The organism is Bradyrhizobium retamae (assembly GCF_001440415.1).
Taxonomy (GTDB): Bacteria; Pseudomonadota; Alphaproteobacteria; order Rhizobiales; family Xanthobacteraceae; genus Bradyrhizobium; species Bradyrhizobium retamae.
On sequence record NZ_LLYA01000182.1, the window covers coordinates 1 to 14,793 of the forward strand.

Genomic DNA, 14,793 nt, shown 5'->3' on the forward strand with positions numbered 1-14,793 from the left:
TCACAACGCTTGTTCTTCGTCGAGAAAAATCCGATTACTCGGACAGGCTCCTAGGGCGGGCACCGGCTCGCACCGACGAAAAATGGCTCCTTGAAGGGGCCATTTTCACTTGTCGATGTCTTTAGTCGTGGTCCCAGTAGCCGGTGCGAAGGCCGAAAGTCTGCTTAAATCTGGAAGCTCCTGGAGCATTGACCAAAATCAAGCTGGCACACAAAGGAGGTTTCGTTGGTCGGTGAAGGTAGAGTGACGCACAAGCCGCGTGAAAAGCCTGCTGCGTAGTTTGTCATGAGACCGATCTTCCATCCGAGCCTGGTCAACGGTCGCTACGGCGACCCAACGGTCTATGTGGAGACGCTGTTCAAGACGCACAGCGTGCTGTTCGATCTCGGGGAAATCGCTTCACTGTCACCGCGGAAGATACGACGCGTCGATCAGATCTTCGTTTCGCATGCGCATATCGATCATTTCGTGGGCTTCGATCATCTGCTCCGTTTGCTGGTAGGACTGGAGAAAACTGTACATCTTTACGGCCCGGCCGGTTTTGCCGAGCGCGTCTTCCACAAACTTCAGGCCTATCGATGGAATCTGGTCGAGAACTACGGTGCCGATCTGATCTTCGTTGTCAGCGAATTTGAGACGCCGAACTCCATTGCGACCAGGCAGTTCCGGCTGAAGAACGCCTTTGCCGCGGAACCGAAGGTGTCGAAGACAGTTCTTGACGGCGTCCTATCTGACGAGCGGACCCGCCGGGTCTCAGCCGCCATCCTCGAGCACGGCACGCCCTGCCTCGGCTTTGCCCTGCAGGAAACGGCCCATGTCAACATTTGGAAGAATCGACTATCCGAGCGCGGGCTTCCGGTCGGTCCGTGGTTGCAGTGGCTCAAGCAGGCGGTTGTGGAAGGCCGGCCGGACGATCATTTGATACGGATCGACGGGGCGGCGGCTTCGGACGGTCGCCTCGAGCCGCTCGGCAGCCTGCGTGACCTCCTGACGGTCACTGCCGGCCAGAAAATTGCCTATGTTACCGATGTTGTCGATACGCCGGCCAATCGCGCCGCCATCGTGGCGCTCGTTCAGAATGCGGACATTCTCTTCATTGATGCGGCATTCGCAGGCACAGATGCCGCATTGGCGAGGGAGCGGGGCCATCTTACAACGACGGCTGCCGGAGAAATTGCGCGGGAAGCCGATGTGCGCCGTGTCGAGCCGTTTCACTTCTCTCCGCGCTATGCGGGAGAGGAGGAGCGGATGCTGGCCGAGGTGATGACGGCGTTCAAGGGGGCCCACATCTGACGCAAAAACCTGAACGGAATTTTCATGCTCGAGGAAAGACGTTTGCCGGCTGGGCATCGGAAATTGGTACGGTTCTTTCTGTGCGGAGATGTCATGTGCGGCCGCGGCATCGACCAGGTGTTGGCGCACCCCTGCAGCCCCGAGATCTACGAACATTACGTTCGATCGGCGGAGGGGTACGTGCAGCTCGCCGAGCAGGCGAACGGGCCCATTCCGCGGCGCAACGGGCCGTCCTACGTTTGGGGCGCTGCGCTAGGCCAGTTGGAGCGGATGCAACCGGATGCGCGGATCATCAATCTCGAAACGGCAGTGACCCGCAGCAACGACCGCATGAACAAGGGCATCAACTACCGCATGAGCCCCGAGAATGCAGAATGTCTCGTAACGGCCGAGATCGATTGCTGCGTATTGGCCAACAATCACGTGCTCGATTGGGGCCGCGCCGGCTTGCTGGAGACGCTGACTACACTGCAAAAACTCAACGTCAAGGCAACGGGCGCGGGACGCAACGATCATGAAGCGCGCGCACCCGCGGTGCTGAACCTTGGCAAAGCGCGGCTCTTGATCTTTTCGTTTGGATCGACATCGAGCGGCATCCCGCTCGAATGGGCTGCGACGCCAGAAGCGCCAGGCGTCAACTTGCTGCCGGACCTCTCCGAGGCGAGTGGGTGGGAGGTCGCCGACCAGGTCATGGCACACAGGAGGCCGGGCGATCTCGTCGTCGTTTCAATCCATTGGGGATCCAATTGGGGATATCACATTCCCCACGAGCAGAGAATTCTGGCCCGGGCCCTCATCGACAAGGCAGGCGTGTCGATCGTTCACGGGCATTCTTCGCATCATCCGCGAGCGATCGAAATTTATCGAGACCGCCTCATTCTCTATGGCTGCGGTGATTTCCTGAACGACTATGAAGGCATCAGGGGTTACGAGCGCTACCGTGACGACCTTGCCTTGATGTATTTCGCCGACCTGGATCCGACCAGCGGAAGCCTCCATGCGCTCAAACTGGTCCCCTTGCAGATCAAGAACTTTCGTCTCTCCATTCCAGCGCGGCAGGACATCGAATGGATCCAGCGGACACTGGACGGGAGCTGTCAGCCGTTCGGAACAAGGGTCATTCCTGATTCCGAACGGCAGCTTGTCGTTATCGGGCCTCGGGCCGGGACCTAACGCTAGATGCAGTAGATATTGCGGGCTGCGTCCTGGCCCGATGCTTCGTGCGTCGATGACGGATAGTGCGCTCTACCGCTGCGAGGAAAGAGGCGATCCAATGATCGAGGATCCAGCCGGCCTGGCCAAGTCCTCGATTGCCTTGTTTTGCTTGTAACGTCTGCGTCATGATTAGGCACCTTTGCCACCGGAGGGTGCTTCCGGTGGCCTAAGAAACGACACGCGGTCAGTCTTATCGCCGCGCTTCGAGCACGATGTTGAAGGGTGTCTCGGCTGCGATCCGGACACGGCTAAACCCGGCTTCGCGCAGAACCGCTTCCAACCGTTTTGGTCCTGCCTGCCCACCGAGCGCGAGCCCGACCTCCTGCGCCAGGGAAACCGGCGTGCAGATCATGGTGGAGCCGGCATAATAGAGGCGGCCGACCGGATTGATATTGTCCTCCAGCCGGTCTCCAGCAAGCGGCTCCACGGCCATGAACGTACCGTCAGGGGCGAGAGCCTGCAGAATGCGGCTCGCCGCGCCGACGGGATCACCAAGGTCGTGCAGCGCGTCGAAGCAACAGATCAGGTCGAAATTGCCGCCGACAAAATTCTTGGCCGTGGCGACGTCAAATTCCGTCCTGGCTGCTACGCCGTCGCGTTTCGCGTTCTCGCGGGCGCAGGCGATTGAACCTTCGTGGTTGTCGATCCCGAAAAATCTGGACCGTTCGAATGCTTTCGCCATCAGGATGGTTGAGATGCCATGGCCGCAGCCGATATCGGCGACCCGCGCACCGCGGCCGAGCTTTTCGACCACGCCGTCCAATGCGGGAAGCCATTCCTGCACCAGATGGGCCTTGTAGCTCACGCCGAAGAACCGTGACATTCCGCTGAACAGGCAGTTGCATCGCTCGTGATAGCCGGAGCCGCCGCCGTTGCGGAAAGCCTTGCTCACCTTGGGCTGGTCAACCATCACGGCTTGGCAAACCTCGAACGAGCCCAGCATGTAGACCGGGCTGTCAGGATTGCCGAACACCATGGCCTGCTCGGGATTCATGGAGAAGCGCTTGGTCGTAGCGTCATAGTCCAGATAGCCGGCCGCGGCGTGGGCGCTGAGCCATTCGCGTACAAGGCGCTCGACTGTTCCGGTCCGGCGCGCCAGTTCTTCCGGCGTCACCGGTCCCGACGTGGCGAGCGCGCTGTACAGTCCGAGTTCGTCACCAATGCGCACCAGCGGTGCAATCATGGCGGCGCCGAGATCGCCCAATATCCGCGTAACAAATACGTCCAGCTTCTGCTCGTTTAATTCTCTGACCAAAATGTTCATGGCTGCCTCCTTTGGCGCGATGGGACATAGGTCCTCGCGGGGGTGCGGCAAATGACCAGACTGCCGGATGGCTTGACTAGGCGTCTGAATTCTTTCTATTTTTTGCAGTTCGTCCGAGAAGCGTGACCGAGCGTCCGATTTGGAGCTGCGACTATGGGGGCGGATGCCCTGTCCGATGTGTTGCGCGCGGTACGACTCAGTAGCGCGATGTTCTTCCATCTTGACGTCCGCGCACCATGGGTGGCCGAGGCGCCGGCATCGGCCGCCTGCGCTTCAGCCGTCTTGCCTGGGGCACAGCACGTCATCGAGTATCACGTGGTGGTCGATGGTCGCTGCTGGGGCGGGTTGATCGATGCGCCATCCGTGCGGCTCGAGACCGGCGATATCATCGCTTTTCCGCAGGGCTCAGCACATGTGCTTTCCAGCGCTCCGGGCATGCGGTCGATGCCTGATTTGAACATCTATGGTCAGGCGAGGGCTGGTCAGCTTCCGCTCATGATGCGGCTCGGTGACAACGGACCCGCCGATGCGCGCATCCTGTGCGGATTTCTCGGCTGCGACACGCGTCCCTTCAATCCGCTGGTGGAGGCGCTGCCTCCGGTCCTGCATCTGCAGGGAAGTTCATATCGGCAGAATTCGGGACTTGGTTACCTGATCAATGCCGCACGGGTTGAATCGGAGGGGCGCCGCACCGGCGGGGAGGGCGTGCTGGCCCGGCTGGGTGAACTGCTCTTTGTCGAGGCGATCAGGTGCCATATCGAAGCGCTTGGCCCCGAACAGACCGGCTGGTTTGCCGGCTTGGCCGATCGACACGTCGGTCAAGCGCTGAATCTCCTGCATGGCGAGCCAGCGGCGGATTGGACATTAGATGATCTCGCGAAGGCCGTGGGGTTGTCGCGATCGACGTTCGCGCAGCGGTTCACTCATCTGATCGGGCAACCGCCGATGCAGTATCTGACGCGCTGGCGCATGCAACTCGCTGCCGGTCTGCTGGCATCTGGAAGCGATCCGATCGCCCGCGTGGCGGAGGCGGTTGGCTACGATTCCGAAGCCGCCTTCAATCGTGCGTTCCGCAGAACGGTAGGGACGCCGCCGGCCGCCTGGCGGCAGACGCACATATCGCCGGAGTAGGCGCGCGATTGCGCTGGTTCACGGGGGAAAAAGGGCTCACGAAACGATCGTAACTGATTGGCTGAACGGCAACACCTGCGGGAAAATTATCGCAATTCGTGGCGGTTCCCGAGACGCAGTACGACGCTAATCGCCTGAATTACTGCATGATTTGTCGACGTTGGCAGCGCCTTCGCGCGCTCGAGGGCTGCCAAACGTGCCGCGTCCGCGTTTTGACTTGATCATGATTCCCGAGTTTAACTAGCATTCTGTCTCTGGGAAGTTGGGGCATCGAAGCGGGTGCGCCGGGTTTGGTTGACCCGTCTGGCCGCGTCTGCCGATAGCAGGGGGATAAGCACCGCATGAGTTCCTATTTTCGGCGGCAGCTTGCGGATTACGTTGAGTATCATCGTGATCCCTGGAACTGCGCAATGCATGTGTTCGGCATCGTGTTCCTGTTCCTGGCCGCTATCCTTCCGCTCAGTCTGTGGTCCATCACCATATTCGGGTTCCAAACCAGCGCGGCAACCATCGCCGTCATCCCGGTGCTCGTCTATTGGTTTCTGCTCGATTTCGCGCTTGGCGCAGGAATCCTCGGGGCCGCGGTTGTGTTGCTCTCCGCTGCCACCGTGATCGTTGGTCATGCGACGATTGCCGGCATGTGGTCACTTACGGCCATCTTGATTGTCGTCGGCGTCGCATCGCAGATTATTGGGCATCGCGTGTTCGAGCGGCGGCAGCCGGCGCTGGTCGACAATCCGACTCACCTGTTGCTGGGCCCAATGTTTGTCATGGCAAAGCTGTTTATCGCGCTGGGCTTTCGGCGCGATCTCGCCATCATCATCCAAGTGCAGCCTCAAGGCGCCGCATCTTGATCTCAAATAGTTCAGCTTGAGTGCACCCGTAGCATGACGCGCATACTGGTCACAGGCGGCAGCGGATTCATCGGAAAGCACCTGGCCTCGGCGCTGATAGCGCGAGGTCGGCAGGTGAGGGTGCTCGATCTTCAGCCACCCCCTCGCGCGTTGCCGCAGGTTCAGTATGTCAGGGGATCGGTGCTTGATCGGGACCTGGTTGACCGCGCGATGGACGGGGTCGACGAGGTTTACCACCTGGCCGGCTTGCCGGGGATGTGGCTGCCGCGGAAAGCCGATTTTCACACCGTCAACTTCGGCGGCACCGAGATCGTCATTGAGACGGCGCGCAAGCGCGGCATAAAGCGCTTCCTGCACTGCTCGACGGAGTCCATTCTGTTCCGTGCCTCGCCATCGGCGGTTCCTGTCGCTGACGATGCGCTCCTGCCGGACGACATGCCGGGTCCGTATACGCGCTCGAAAATGCTCGCCGACCGGTTCGCTATGCAGGCGGCCGCATCCGGATACCCCGTGGTTATCGGCTGTCCCACCATGCCCGTCGGGCCTTATGACCATAACGTTACCCCGCCGACGGCGATGCTCCGATATTTTCTCAACCGACGTCTTCAGTTGCACCTTGATTTTGTCGTGAACCTCGTCGATGTGCGCGACGCCGCCGAAGGGCTGATCTTTGCCATGGAGCGCGGACACGCTGGACATCGCTACGTTCTCGGTGGCGAAAGCATGCCGCTAAGACGGATTCTCGAACTCATGGCTGATATCAGCGGCCGTCGCATCCGGTGCATTCAAGTGAACGGCAAGGTCGCCGAAATGATCACTGCAACGCTGGAGTTCATCGCCGATCACGTGACGCGCCGGCCTCCGTCCGGTACGGCCGAAGGCGTTCGTATCGCGTTGCGGGCGGGGGCATTGTCGATCGAAAAAGCGCAACGAGAGCTGGGCTATGCGCCGGGTCCCGTCGAACCCGTGTTGCGTGAAACCATTGCGCATCTGCTTGATGCCGGCCACAACCAACCTGAATGGGACTCAATGCCGAGCACTCGTTTCACGTCGAGCGCCTGTTCGGCGGTTGATCCAATCGCTTAAGATGGTCCGCGACATGCTGAACGACCCTGGTCAATTGTTGGCTTTCGCCTTGAGTGGCTGGACCACTACCTGGCCCACACAGTTGCTCGCCATCATCTGGATTTTGTGGGTCATGAGCTGGGTTTTGGCGTCGTTCTGGTCCGGTCAAACGAAGAAACACGTGATGACCTGGGAGTCGCTCAAATACCGCTCCCCCATTCTCGTAGGGGCCATGCTTTTCCTGCCATTGACTGGCAAGGTCCTGGGCGAAAAGCCGCTCTGGCAGTTTGGCAGCCTTGGCATCTACGTGCTCGCATGCCTTGTCCTTGCGGGGATCTCATTCACATGGTGGGGGAGAATTCATCTCGGACGATTCTGGTCGAACGCGATCACGCACAAGGAAGGCCATCAGGTCATCGACACCGGCCCCTACGGGCTGGTGCGCCACCCGATCTATACGGGGCTTATCGCCGGGATGCTGGTGACGGGTATAGCGGTCGGAACAGTGACCGCGATACTGGGGGCGGCGCTGATCTCGCTCGGGATGGGGTTGAAGGCCCGCATGGAGGAGGGCTTCCTCACGGCGGAACTCGGTGCGGATGCCTACGGCTCGTATTGCCGTCGCGTTCCGATGCTGATTCCGTTCCTGCCGCGTGCCTGACGTCGCTCTGCACCTACCGTTTCCGTCGCGACACCGCTGATGTCGCGACAGGTGCAGCAAGACGGCGCGGAACCAGGACGCGTTGGCCAACTGATAGCGGTGCACTGTCGGAATGCTGATTGGCCTGGGTAAGCGACCACAGCGGTACCTGGTTCAGTGCCGCAAGCCTCTGCAAGGTATCGCCCGAACGGGCGAGTTGCTGCGTGCCGCTGTCCCACAGCTCCAGCGGGGCATCGGAAGGAACGACGTAGCGCAGCGGCACCGCCTCTCCCTTGGCCGGCAACGGCGTCGTCGCAAGTTGCGCAACTGCTGTCACTACTTGCTCGTGGATGGAATCCATCTTGTCGATGTTGATGTGGGTGACTTCCCCGTGCTGCTTCAAATCGAAGCTCGCGTAGTGTCCCTGGTAACCCTGCTCCGCCACCACATCGCCGCCGCCCAGTATGCTGTCGGACAGGAAGATGTTGATGTAACGCTCGACATTCAGCGGCACCTTTGGGCTGGCCTGAGCCGGATCAATGGTGACCACCAGGCTTACGTCTATGTTTTCGGACTTCAGTATCCCGGCGAACGTCAAGGCGCACAGTCCGCCCATCGAATGACCGATCAGGACGATCGGAGCAGGATCGTTCCGGTAATCGCGGATCGCCTGATCCGCGATCAGCCGGCAAATCGTGAATTCGTAGACGTCAGCCCGGATACCGGCTTCCTGGAGGCGGTTGGTCAGGCGGTCCATCCCGCGCGAAAAGATCGGACCGAGCGCGCCGCGGAACAGGTACACGCGCGCCTGCGGCTGGGCCGCGGCGGGCGGCGTGTCGGGAGCGACGGTTGCGATAGCATTGGTCGTGCGTGCGACCGGATCGGCGACCGCCAGATTGCAAACGGCCGACAAGATGCAGACGGAAAGGGCTGCACGGACCACCACGGCTACAACCAGCGTCGGACTTCTCATATGCATTCCGCTCGCGATTTAGGCGTAGAGGTGCCGGACTTTGCCGGCGGGCCACGCCACCCGGCGCTCTGCGGGTGATCTATCGTCGAGGAATTGGCAGAATTTGCGGCGCTCGTCGCTTCGGCGACGGCGTTCGAACTACTAGCGTACCGCCGCGGCGCTTGCCGTGCCGGACCTCGCCGCGCTTGCCTCTCCAGGTTGCCGCGGCCTCTGCGGCCCCGAAGCTGGTACGGATCGGCCGAAGACGACAGCGTCGATCTCGCTTATCACCTTCTGCTGCATGATCTGGTTCTTTTCGATGGACATGTGCCCGACGCCAGGCACGTTCTGCACGTTCACATTCTCGAGCTTGCCCTGGAATTGTCCGGTTTTCTGAACCGGCGTGCCGGCGCCGTTGGCTATGTAGAAGTTTATATAGCGTCCCACGCGTCCCGAGAGGCTGGTGCGGAAGACCGAATCCAGGCCGATGGCGAGCTTAACGGGAGCGCCAAGCTGATCCAGCTTGGCGACCATGTCGGGAAGCGCGGTCGCGCCCGAGGAATGCCCGACCAGAATGATCGTCTTGATCCTGCCACTCTTGTATCCGGCGGCGGCTTCGTCGGCGAGCGACGACCAGGAGGCAAAGTTCGCGACAGTGACCGGGATGCCCTGCGCTCGCAGCTTTACCGCAATGTCATCGAGCCCCAGAGAAAAGATATTGAGCACGCCGCGGAGCAGATACACGTGAGCAGTCGAGGCTGCCGGTGCGGAACTCCTTGCCTGTGCAGGGCTTCCGCCGATCGCCAGGAGCAGCAAGACTGCGATAGCCATCGCGTGCAGTCGACGCAACGATGCCCGGCAGGGAAACGATAACCAGCCGACAGTTCCGATATCGCCGCGATATGGCTTCATTGCGCTCCTCGAAGGGCTGCGAAGTGCTTCGCCGAGCGACCGTAGCGCCCGCGCGCTCGGAACTGCAATAAACGTGGCGTGAGCGGCCGCAATTTACCAATCCGACGTGTCTCCGCCGCAACACCAGTTCCAAATCCTCGATGATTTTCGCCAAAGCACCCGGAGCAGAACGTAATCGTGCCCGGGGCGATAAGGCCGCGAATTCCTGGTCGTGCGGACTCAAGAGGCCGATTTCATTCAATCGCGCACAAATCACCATTGCGATGGTCCGACCAAGGTCTCGACCAGCAGGTGCCGCGTCGAGTGGTGTGCACGTGATGGTGCGGTCGCGGTACCGAAGCGCAACAGACGATCACAATCAGATGTCAAAAGCAGAAATTGAAATGAGGGAACCCACCAGACTCAGTTAGATTCAATGCAGCTTGAATTTGGCAGGGGGCACCAATGCCATACTTCAATTTTGATCTCGTCATCGGCGCGGAGTTCAAAAACCAGGGCGGCATGTATCTCGAAAACACAGAAAACGCGATCGATAAGGCAGAAAGCCTTGCGAGCGAGCTTTGCATCGTTCGCCCCGAGCTGTGTTCCGCCGGATGTGCTGTGCGTGTCACCGACGGAGACAGTAACGAGCTCTACCGCACTCCAGTCGAACTTGTCGGCCGTGGATGAAAGCGTCCCTTGGCTCACGATGAGCGTCGTAAGCGCGAGACCGAGTTCGAAGTGTAGATTACGGCAAGGGCAGTAGTTGAGTTGGGGGCGATTTCTCACCGAGGGGGCAGTTCGTTCGGCCCTTGGCGGGCGGGTTCTGCGCTGCAGATTCGTTGGAATGGTTCGGATCAGATGCCGATGACTCGGTCGTGCTAATAAACTCGGCCACGTCGGCATTCGATGACCATTTCACGTAACTAACAACTGCGAACGTAAGGGCGAACAGGGTGAAAAGCCCGACCACCACTATGGTGCCCATTCCCTGCCAATGGATATGATCGTTGAATAATGGCATGGCTCGTCTCCCGAAGCCGGGTTTGCGACGGCCTTAAATCAACTCGCGATTCTCAACTGTGAACTGTCTCACGCCTCACGCTCACTTGATGCCGAGACAGAACGCCGGACGTCTTTTGCCTGGGCTAATCCGTCGTGCAATGCGCATCACTGGTCTTATGGCTTGATCCCGATCTTCTCCCTGATCGCGCCAAGCTCGGCCTCGTCCCAGATGCCGATCAGCAGAGGCGGCGATCTTTGCGTTTGGCATCGCGTGCATCTTCGGCTGCAGGGCCCCAGTCGAACAGCTCCGACTGCAGCCGCGCCACGATATCGGCGCAGGCGGAATCGGCACCGCGGTCGATCGCTTCCCTGCTATTTCGTCGCTACGCGTCGGGTTGGTATCACAGTGCTGGTGGGCATCATCGGCGAGATCGAAAACGTCAGCCACGTATTCCAGCCGGCCGGACGATTCTCTGCGGCAAACTCACCGTATCCTTTCAGGCTCAGAAAGCCCTGCAGGTCGCCCACGGGAAACAGAAAGCCGATCTGAGGACCGACGCTGAATACTCGGGACCGGAAGCCTCCCAGGATGGGATGCGCACCGAAATCATCTGTGACCTGCTGATAAGCATAACCCACCAGGCCAACGAAAAGCTGCTTGGATAGAAACTGAGAAGCTCCCCAATCCAGGTGGAAGTCGATGCCATTCTGGTACTGCGTATCCTGATTCTTGAAATTGTAGGTGAACCCCGCGACAGCAGAAAACTCATGGCCGGCCTGCGGATTGAAGTAGGTGTAGCCGCCGCCGGCATCGATGGCGGCATGACCGATGCCGAGATTGGCGAGGCGCCTCGAATCGTAAGCTCCTGTGGGAATATCTCCCGTCACATAGGTCATGAAATTGTGCACGCCGGCGTTCCACTTGAGCGTCGCCTGCGGGTAGAGGTCGCCAACCGAGGTAATTGAGTCACCGAAACTGCCCGTGCGCGTTGTCACCAGCGGACCGATTGCAGCCGTCAGCGTTCCATCAAGATTTGCACTCGATCGCCCGAACAGTCCGGTCACGCCAATGGCAAGTTGGCCGCCCAGCACTGGCGTTGCGAATGTGTACGTGGGATTGAGCAGCACCAGATCCGCCTGCGCATTCAAGCGCAGGTTCAGGTCGACGTTCACCGTGGCGGGGATTCTGCCGACGTGGATTTCCCTGGCGGCCGCTGCATTGCCGAACGCACTTACGCTGGTGTGATAGTAGACCTCTGCCATCGACCAGCCGGGGACCTGAGGTGTCGCTGCAAGGCTGCCGAAGCGGCCGGGAAGCCAATATGAAACACCACCTTCGTCGGCGAAGACGATCGCAGACGAGAGTGACGTTATCACCATCGCTGTGGCGACGACCGAGATTCCGAACGGCGAACGAATTCCGGATCTTGTTGTATCTCGCCGGTTGGGTTGTCCCTCTCTCCGGACATGGGCAAGCCACATGACATTCCCCCGCTGTTTATGTGCATCTCGTGACCGGATGGGCAACGCAGCCCAAGGTTCATGCCGGCCCAGCGCAAGGGCCGGCATGAGACTCAAGTTCTCAGGCGTCGACTTTCCTCGCGGCAGGAACGGTCCACGTGCCGCTGATGATCGACGGGTCGGTTTCCTGCGGCCAATACATGCGCAGCATGAGGATGAAATCTCCGGCAGGCGCGGGAAGCCAGTTCGATTCCTTGTCTTTGCCTGGCGAGTCCTTCTGGATGTAGAGGTCGGTTGAGCCGTCAGGATTTTCCTTCAGGTTTTCCCGCGCGCTGATCGAGTACCGGTTGAGCGGATTGTTCACAAAGAAGTAGCCGCTGTCGTACATCGTGAGCGACCAAAATCCCTCCGCGGGAGGCAGGTGCCCCTTGGCAAACCGCATGACGTATTTGTTTGCGCCGTTGTACTTGTGGCCATCCGCGTCCTTTTGCGAGGTCGGATAGACCGCATCCTGCGGCCGGTTGGCACCAAGTCCGATCGCGGTCACCAGGGCCCGCATCAGATAGTCGGTGCCATAGATGCCAGTCTTCGTTGTGAAGGCGAAGCCATTCTCGTCCTTGATTGCCTTGTTGATCTTGAACTGAAGCATGATTCGGTCGAACGACAGTTCCGGCACGCGCTTGAGGAAGTCTGACTTCAGCTTGCTCTCGTCGAAATCCTGCCCGGGAACGATGCCGATGCGCGCAAACTTGGTAAGCTGGGGTGCGTCCGCTGCGTACGGCGGATTGGTCTTCATGAGTTCGCACAGCAGCCTGAAGTACGATACCGCGTCCATTCGATTGACCTGTTCGCGGACAGCCGTCTTCATGTCGATCGAGGGATCTACTTTTCCTGCAGGCGGTGTGTATGGCTTGCCGTAGGCGCTGAGCGGAACGAGCTTGCACTCGTCCTGCAGCTTGTGCACGGCCGCGTAGTCCTCCGGCGTGCCCGTACAATAAATGCGGCCGAGCAGCCAGACGATGTTGGTGGGCGACTTGTACTCCTTCACGCCATCCGGCAGTTTGCCTTTCCAACCGGGTCCGGTGATTGCGTAGGTCTGTGCGCCGGTGCCGGTGGTGCGCTTGCCTGGGACCTGGAACACCGTCGTCCAGCCATCCAGCATCGGCATCAGGAAATAGCGTCCCTTCATGTCGGGGATGCTGAGGACCCACGGTTCTTTCCCGACATCAAAAAAGGAGGTCGTGTAGAGAGTGTCCGCGTTCGGCGCCGTGACATCCCTGAACGAGGCGTCGGGATATTGGCGCAGCTTGATGATGTGGCCCATCGGCGCTCGCGTGCCGACGGGTTCGGCGACATTGGTGATGATCCGGCGGGTCATCTCCATCGTCACCAACGGATAGCCAAATATGTAGGCGTCGCTCGCGAGCCAGAAATCCTCCAGGCCCTGACCAACTCCAAAAAAGGAATCTTGGGCAAAGGCTGATCGTGTTGCGGCCGCACCTGCCAGCAGTCCCATTCCGCCAAATGCGAGGGATCGACGGGTAATGTTCATCGGATTTCCTTTCCTGAAACAAACTCAATGACGGGTAGCGATTTCACATCTGGGCTCCCTTTGCTAAGGCGTCGGCGATTTCCTCATGACAGGGTAGTCCGGGAAGAACTGCGCTGTGCTGCGACGGCTGCGATGCCGCTAGCATTTACGGCTCAATAGCAAGGCGGATAGGGATAGTATCCGCACCGTGGCGCGTAGTATGGATAGGCCGCAGCTCCCGCCACGGCAGCCGCTCCGGCAACGGCAGCACCACGATAGAAGGCACCGCGCCAGGCCGTTCGGCGGGCGACACCGGCAAACGATAGCGGCGTGAACGGACGGCCAATGATGTCGATAAAGACTGATGCCGGTCCATCAGCTCCCGCAAGGTCGCCTTCGAGCACATCGACATCGAAAGTCAGCTTGTCGGCCTCGAGCTTGGGCGATTTGAGCACCACCACGGCGTCCGTCACCGATGATCCATCTTTCTTAAATCCAGACACGGTGGCGTTTGGAGGATCTTTCGCGAAGTTGTCGCTGCCGTTGCCCCAGTCCTCGACAATTCGCGCCGTAAGATCGTGACCGGCCGCGCGAACCGGTCGATCCGCAAACACGATTGCATTCGGCGAAATTCCCGTCAGCACAAGCTTTCCGTCTCTCAAGCTCGCGCCGCGCGAATTGAGGACGAAGAGGGAGGGAACGACTTCCGGCTTGGCCTGGCCGATGGATTTCTCAAGCGGCATGTGCGGCTTATGTTCGGATGCAGATTGAGCAAAAAGGTGTTGGGGGAAGGCTACCAATCCAGAGGCGCAAACTGCGATCAGAGCAGCACGAAATGTCATGATGGTTCTCTCCCTGGAAAGCGGATTGTTCTTATTCGGCGGACCCGCTGGCCTTTCCAAATCGGCCCGCGCACGTTGCGCGCTTTGTCGACAAAACAGTGGCTCCTTGGGAGCTTGGCAATTAAATTCAGCAGGCAGCTTCGCTAAGCATTTTGCGCCATTCAGATCGCGCGTCTTGCCATTTCGCGCCAATCCTTCGGAAATAGTTCAACGGTGTGATGGCGCCTGCCGATGCTTACGAGAAAGTTGCTGCCGTCTGTAAACAACGGGTTGAACTTTCATCAAACGCACGAAAGTGCGGCTGAAGCTGCTGGCGTTGGTATAACCGACTGATTTAGCGATATCCGACAGGCGCTGGCTTGAATTCACGAGCAAACGGCAAGCCATGTCCAGCCGGACCTCTGCAAGCAGTTCGCTGTGACTTGTGCCCATTCGACCGAGATGGCGCTGCAAAGTGCGCACGCTGATCTTAAGTGCGCGAGCCGTACTATCTAGAGTTGCGTCACCGTGTCGCAGCGACGCGACAATCGCCGCTCGGACCGCTTGGAGTGAAGGCAAACGGACAGCTCTCATCGGTTGGTGAGGCGTGAAGCCTGTGCTCCCTCCAGGAAAACAGCCGATTCTGTAAAACTAGAATCGTTTCGCGGAC

Annotated in this window: 15 protein-coding genes; 7 read left to right on the forward strand and 8 right to left on the reverse strand. The window is 59.6% G+C overall.

All coding sequences use genetic code 11. The features are described 5' to 3' along the window. The first annotated feature begins 285 nt into the window (after nt 1-285). The gene (locus CQ13_RS30630) at nt 286-1,293 is read left to right on the forward strand and encodes a ribonuclease Z (RefSeq protein ID WP_057846554.1); all 1,008 of its coding nucleotides are present in this window, start codon (nt 286-288) and stop codon (nt 1,291-1,293) included. Between the two features lie 24 nt (nt 1,294-1,317). Beyond that, entirely contained in the window at nt 1,318-2,466 is a 1,149-nt protein-coding gene (locus tag CQ13_RS30635; RefSeq protein WP_057846555.1) for a CapA family protein, read from the forward strand. Nucleotides 2,467-2,698: 232 nt separating this feature from the next. Here CQ13_RS30635 and CQ13_RS30640 read toward each other — a convergent pair whose 3' ends face one another. Beyond that, complete coding sequence (locus CQ13_RS30640) at nt 2,699-3,772, reverse strand: class I SAM-dependent methyltransferase (protein ID WP_057846556.1); 1,074 nt, start codon at nt 3,770-3,772, stop codon at nt 2,699-2,701. A gap of 153 nt (nt 3,773-3,925) precedes the next feature. Here CQ13_RS30640 and CQ13_RS30645 point away from each other — a divergent pair, with 153 nt between their 5' ends. The 4 genes from CQ13_RS30645 to CQ13_RS30660 all read left to right on the forward strand — a co-directional run bounded on the left by CQ13_RS30645 (nt 3,926) and on the right by CQ13_RS30660 (nt 7,483). After that, on the forward strand, nt 3,926-4,903 hold the full coding sequence (locus CQ13_RS30645) for an AraC family transcriptional regulator (protein WP_057846557.1): 978 nt from the start codon (nt 3,926-3,928) through the stop codon (nt 4,901-4,903). 341 nt (nt 4,904-5,244) lie between these two features. Continuing rightward, nucleotides 5,245-5,757, forward strand: coding sequence for an Mpo1 family 2-hydroxy fatty acid dioxygenase (locus CQ13_RS30650; RefSeq protein WP_057846558.1), 513 nt, complete (start codon nt 5,245-5,247; stop codon nt 5,755-5,757). 33 nt (nt 5,758-5,790) lie between these two features. Then, nucleotides 5,791-6,843, forward strand: coding sequence for an NAD-dependent epimerase/dehydratase family protein (locus CQ13_RS30655; protein WP_057846559.1), 1,053 nt, complete (start codon nt 5,791-5,793; stop codon nt 6,841-6,843). Nucleotides 6,844-6,856: 13 nt separating this feature from the next. Further along, nucleotides 6,857-7,483, forward strand: coding sequence for a methyltransferase family protein (locus tag CQ13_RS30660; RefSeq protein ID WP_057846587.1), 627 nt, complete (start codon nt 6,857-6,859; stop codon nt 7,481-7,483). A gap of 13 nt (nt 7,484-7,496) precedes the next feature. Here CQ13_RS30660 and CQ13_RS30665 read toward each other — a convergent pair whose 3' ends face one another. Together CQ13_RS30665 and CQ13_RS30670 are read right to left on the reverse strand one after the other, a co-directional pair. Then, a complete protein-coding gene (locus tag CQ13_RS30665; protein WP_057846560.1) occupies nt 7,497-8,435 on the reverse strand; it encodes an alpha/beta fold hydrolase in 939 nt (312 codons plus the stop codon). A 141-nt stretch (nt 8,436-8,576) separates the two neighbouring features. Further along, the gene (locus CQ13_RS30670) at nt 8,577-9,245 is read right to left on the reverse strand and encodes a hypothetical protein (protein ID WP_057846561.1); all 669 of its coding nucleotides are present in this window, start codon (nt 9,243-9,245) and stop codon (nt 8,577-8,579) included. Nucleotides 9,246-9,770: 525 nt separating this feature from the next. On the opposite strand from CQ13_RS30670, the gene CQ13_RS30675 reads away from it, so the two are divergent. Then, on the forward strand, nt 9,771-9,995 hold the full coding sequence (locus tag CQ13_RS30675; RefSeq protein WP_057846562.1) for a hypothetical protein: 225 nt from the start codon (nt 9,771-9,773) through the stop codon (nt 9,993-9,995). Nucleotides 9,996-10,053: 58 nt separating this feature from the next. On the opposite strand, the gene CQ13_RS43580 is transcribed toward CQ13_RS30675, so the two are convergent. The 5 genes from CQ13_RS43580 to CQ13_RS46540 form a co-directional block, all read right to left on the reverse strand. Further along, nucleotides 10,054-10,329 carry a hypothetical protein gene (locus tag CQ13_RS43580; protein ID WP_156433999.1) on the reverse strand — a complete coding sequence of 92 codons (276 nt, stop codon included), beginning with the start codon at nt 10,327-10,329 and terminating at the stop codon, nt 10,054-10,056. A 353-nt stretch (nt 10,330-10,682) separates the two neighbouring features. Then, entirely contained in the window at nt 10,683-11,690 is a 1,008-nt protein-coding gene (locus tag CQ13_RS30680) for a SphA family protein (protein ID WP_057846563.1), read from the reverse strand. 202 nt (nt 11,691-11,892) lie between these two features. Further along, nucleotides 11,893-13,323 (reverse strand): DUF1254 domain-containing protein, encoded by a 1,431-nt coding sequence (locus tag CQ13_RS30685; protein ID WP_057846564.1) that lies wholly within the window; start codon nt 13,321-13,323, stop codon nt 11,893-11,895. 152 nt (nt 13,324-13,475) lie between these two features. After that, a complete protein-coding gene (locus CQ13_RS30690) occupies nt 13,476-14,144 on the reverse strand; it encodes a hypothetical protein (protein ID WP_245309422.1) in 669 nt (222 codons plus the stop codon). 207 nt (nt 14,145-14,351) lie between these two features. Continuing rightward, a complete protein-coding gene (locus CQ13_RS46540; RefSeq protein ID WP_082637726.1) occupies nt 14,352-14,717 on the reverse strand; it encodes a helix-turn-helix transcriptional regulator in 366 nt (121 codons plus the stop codon). Nucleotides 14,718-14,793 lie beyond the last annotated feature (76 nt).

Bases quoted from the DNA above. Each gene is read 5' to 3' on its own strand.
- CQ13_RS30630 (WP_057846554.1), top strand. From the start codon at position 286: ATGAGACCGATCTTCCATCCGAGCCTGGTCAACGGTCGCTACGGCGAC.
- CQ13_RS30635 (WP_057846555.1), top strand. From the start codon at position 1,318: ATGCTCGAGGAAAGACGTTTGCCGGCTGGGCATCGGAAATTGGTACGG.
- CQ13_RS30640 (WP_057846556.1), bottom strand. From the start codon at position 3,772: ATGAACATTTTGGTCAGAGAATTAAACGAGCAGAAGCTGGACGTATTT.
- CQ13_RS30645 (WP_057846557.1), top strand. From the start codon at position 3,926: ATGGGGGCGGATGCCCTGTCCGATGTGTTGCGCGCGGTACGACTCAGT.
- CQ13_RS30650 (WP_057846558.1), top strand. From the start codon at position 5,245: ATGAGTTCCTATTTTCGGCGGCAGCTTGCGGATTACGTTGAGTATCAT.
- CQ13_RS30655 (WP_057846559.1), top strand. From the start codon at position 5,791: ATGACGCGCATACTGGTCACAGGCGGCAGCGGATTCATCGGAAAGCAC.
- CQ13_RS30660 (WP_057846587.1), top strand. From the start codon at position 6,857: ATGCTGAACGACCCTGGTCAATTGTTGGCTTTCGCCTTGAGTGGCTGG.
- CQ13_RS30665 (WP_057846560.1), bottom strand. From the start codon at position 8,435: ATGAGAAGTCCGACGCTGGTTGTAGCCGTGGTGGTCCGTGCAGCCCTT.
- CQ13_RS30670 (WP_057846561.1), bottom strand. From the start codon at position 9,245: ATGGCTATCGCAGTCTTGCTGCTCCTGGCGATCGGCGGAAGCCCTGCA.
- CQ13_RS30675 (WP_057846562.1), top strand. From the start codon at position 9,771: ATGCCATACTTCAATTTTGATCTCGTCATCGGCGCGGAGTTCAAAAAC.
- CQ13_RS43580 (WP_156433999.1), bottom strand. From the start codon at position 10,329: ATGCCATTATTCAACGATCATATCCATTGGCAGGGAATGGGCACCATA.
- CQ13_RS30680 (WP_057846563.1), bottom strand. From the start codon at position 11,690: ATGGTGATAACGTCACTCTCGTCTGCGATCGTCTTCGCCGACGAAGGT.
- CQ13_RS30685 (WP_057846564.1), bottom strand. From the start codon at position 13,323: ATGAACATTACCCGTCGATCCCTCGCATTTGGCGGAATGGGACTGCTG.
- CQ13_RS30690 (WP_245309422.1), bottom strand. From the start codon at position 14,144: ATGACATTTCGTGCTGCTCTGATCGCAGTTTGCGCCTCTGGATTGGTA.
- CQ13_RS46540 (WP_082637726.1), bottom strand. From the start codon at position 14,717: ATGAGAGCTGTCCGTTTGCCTTCACTCCAAGCGGTCCGAGCGGCGATT.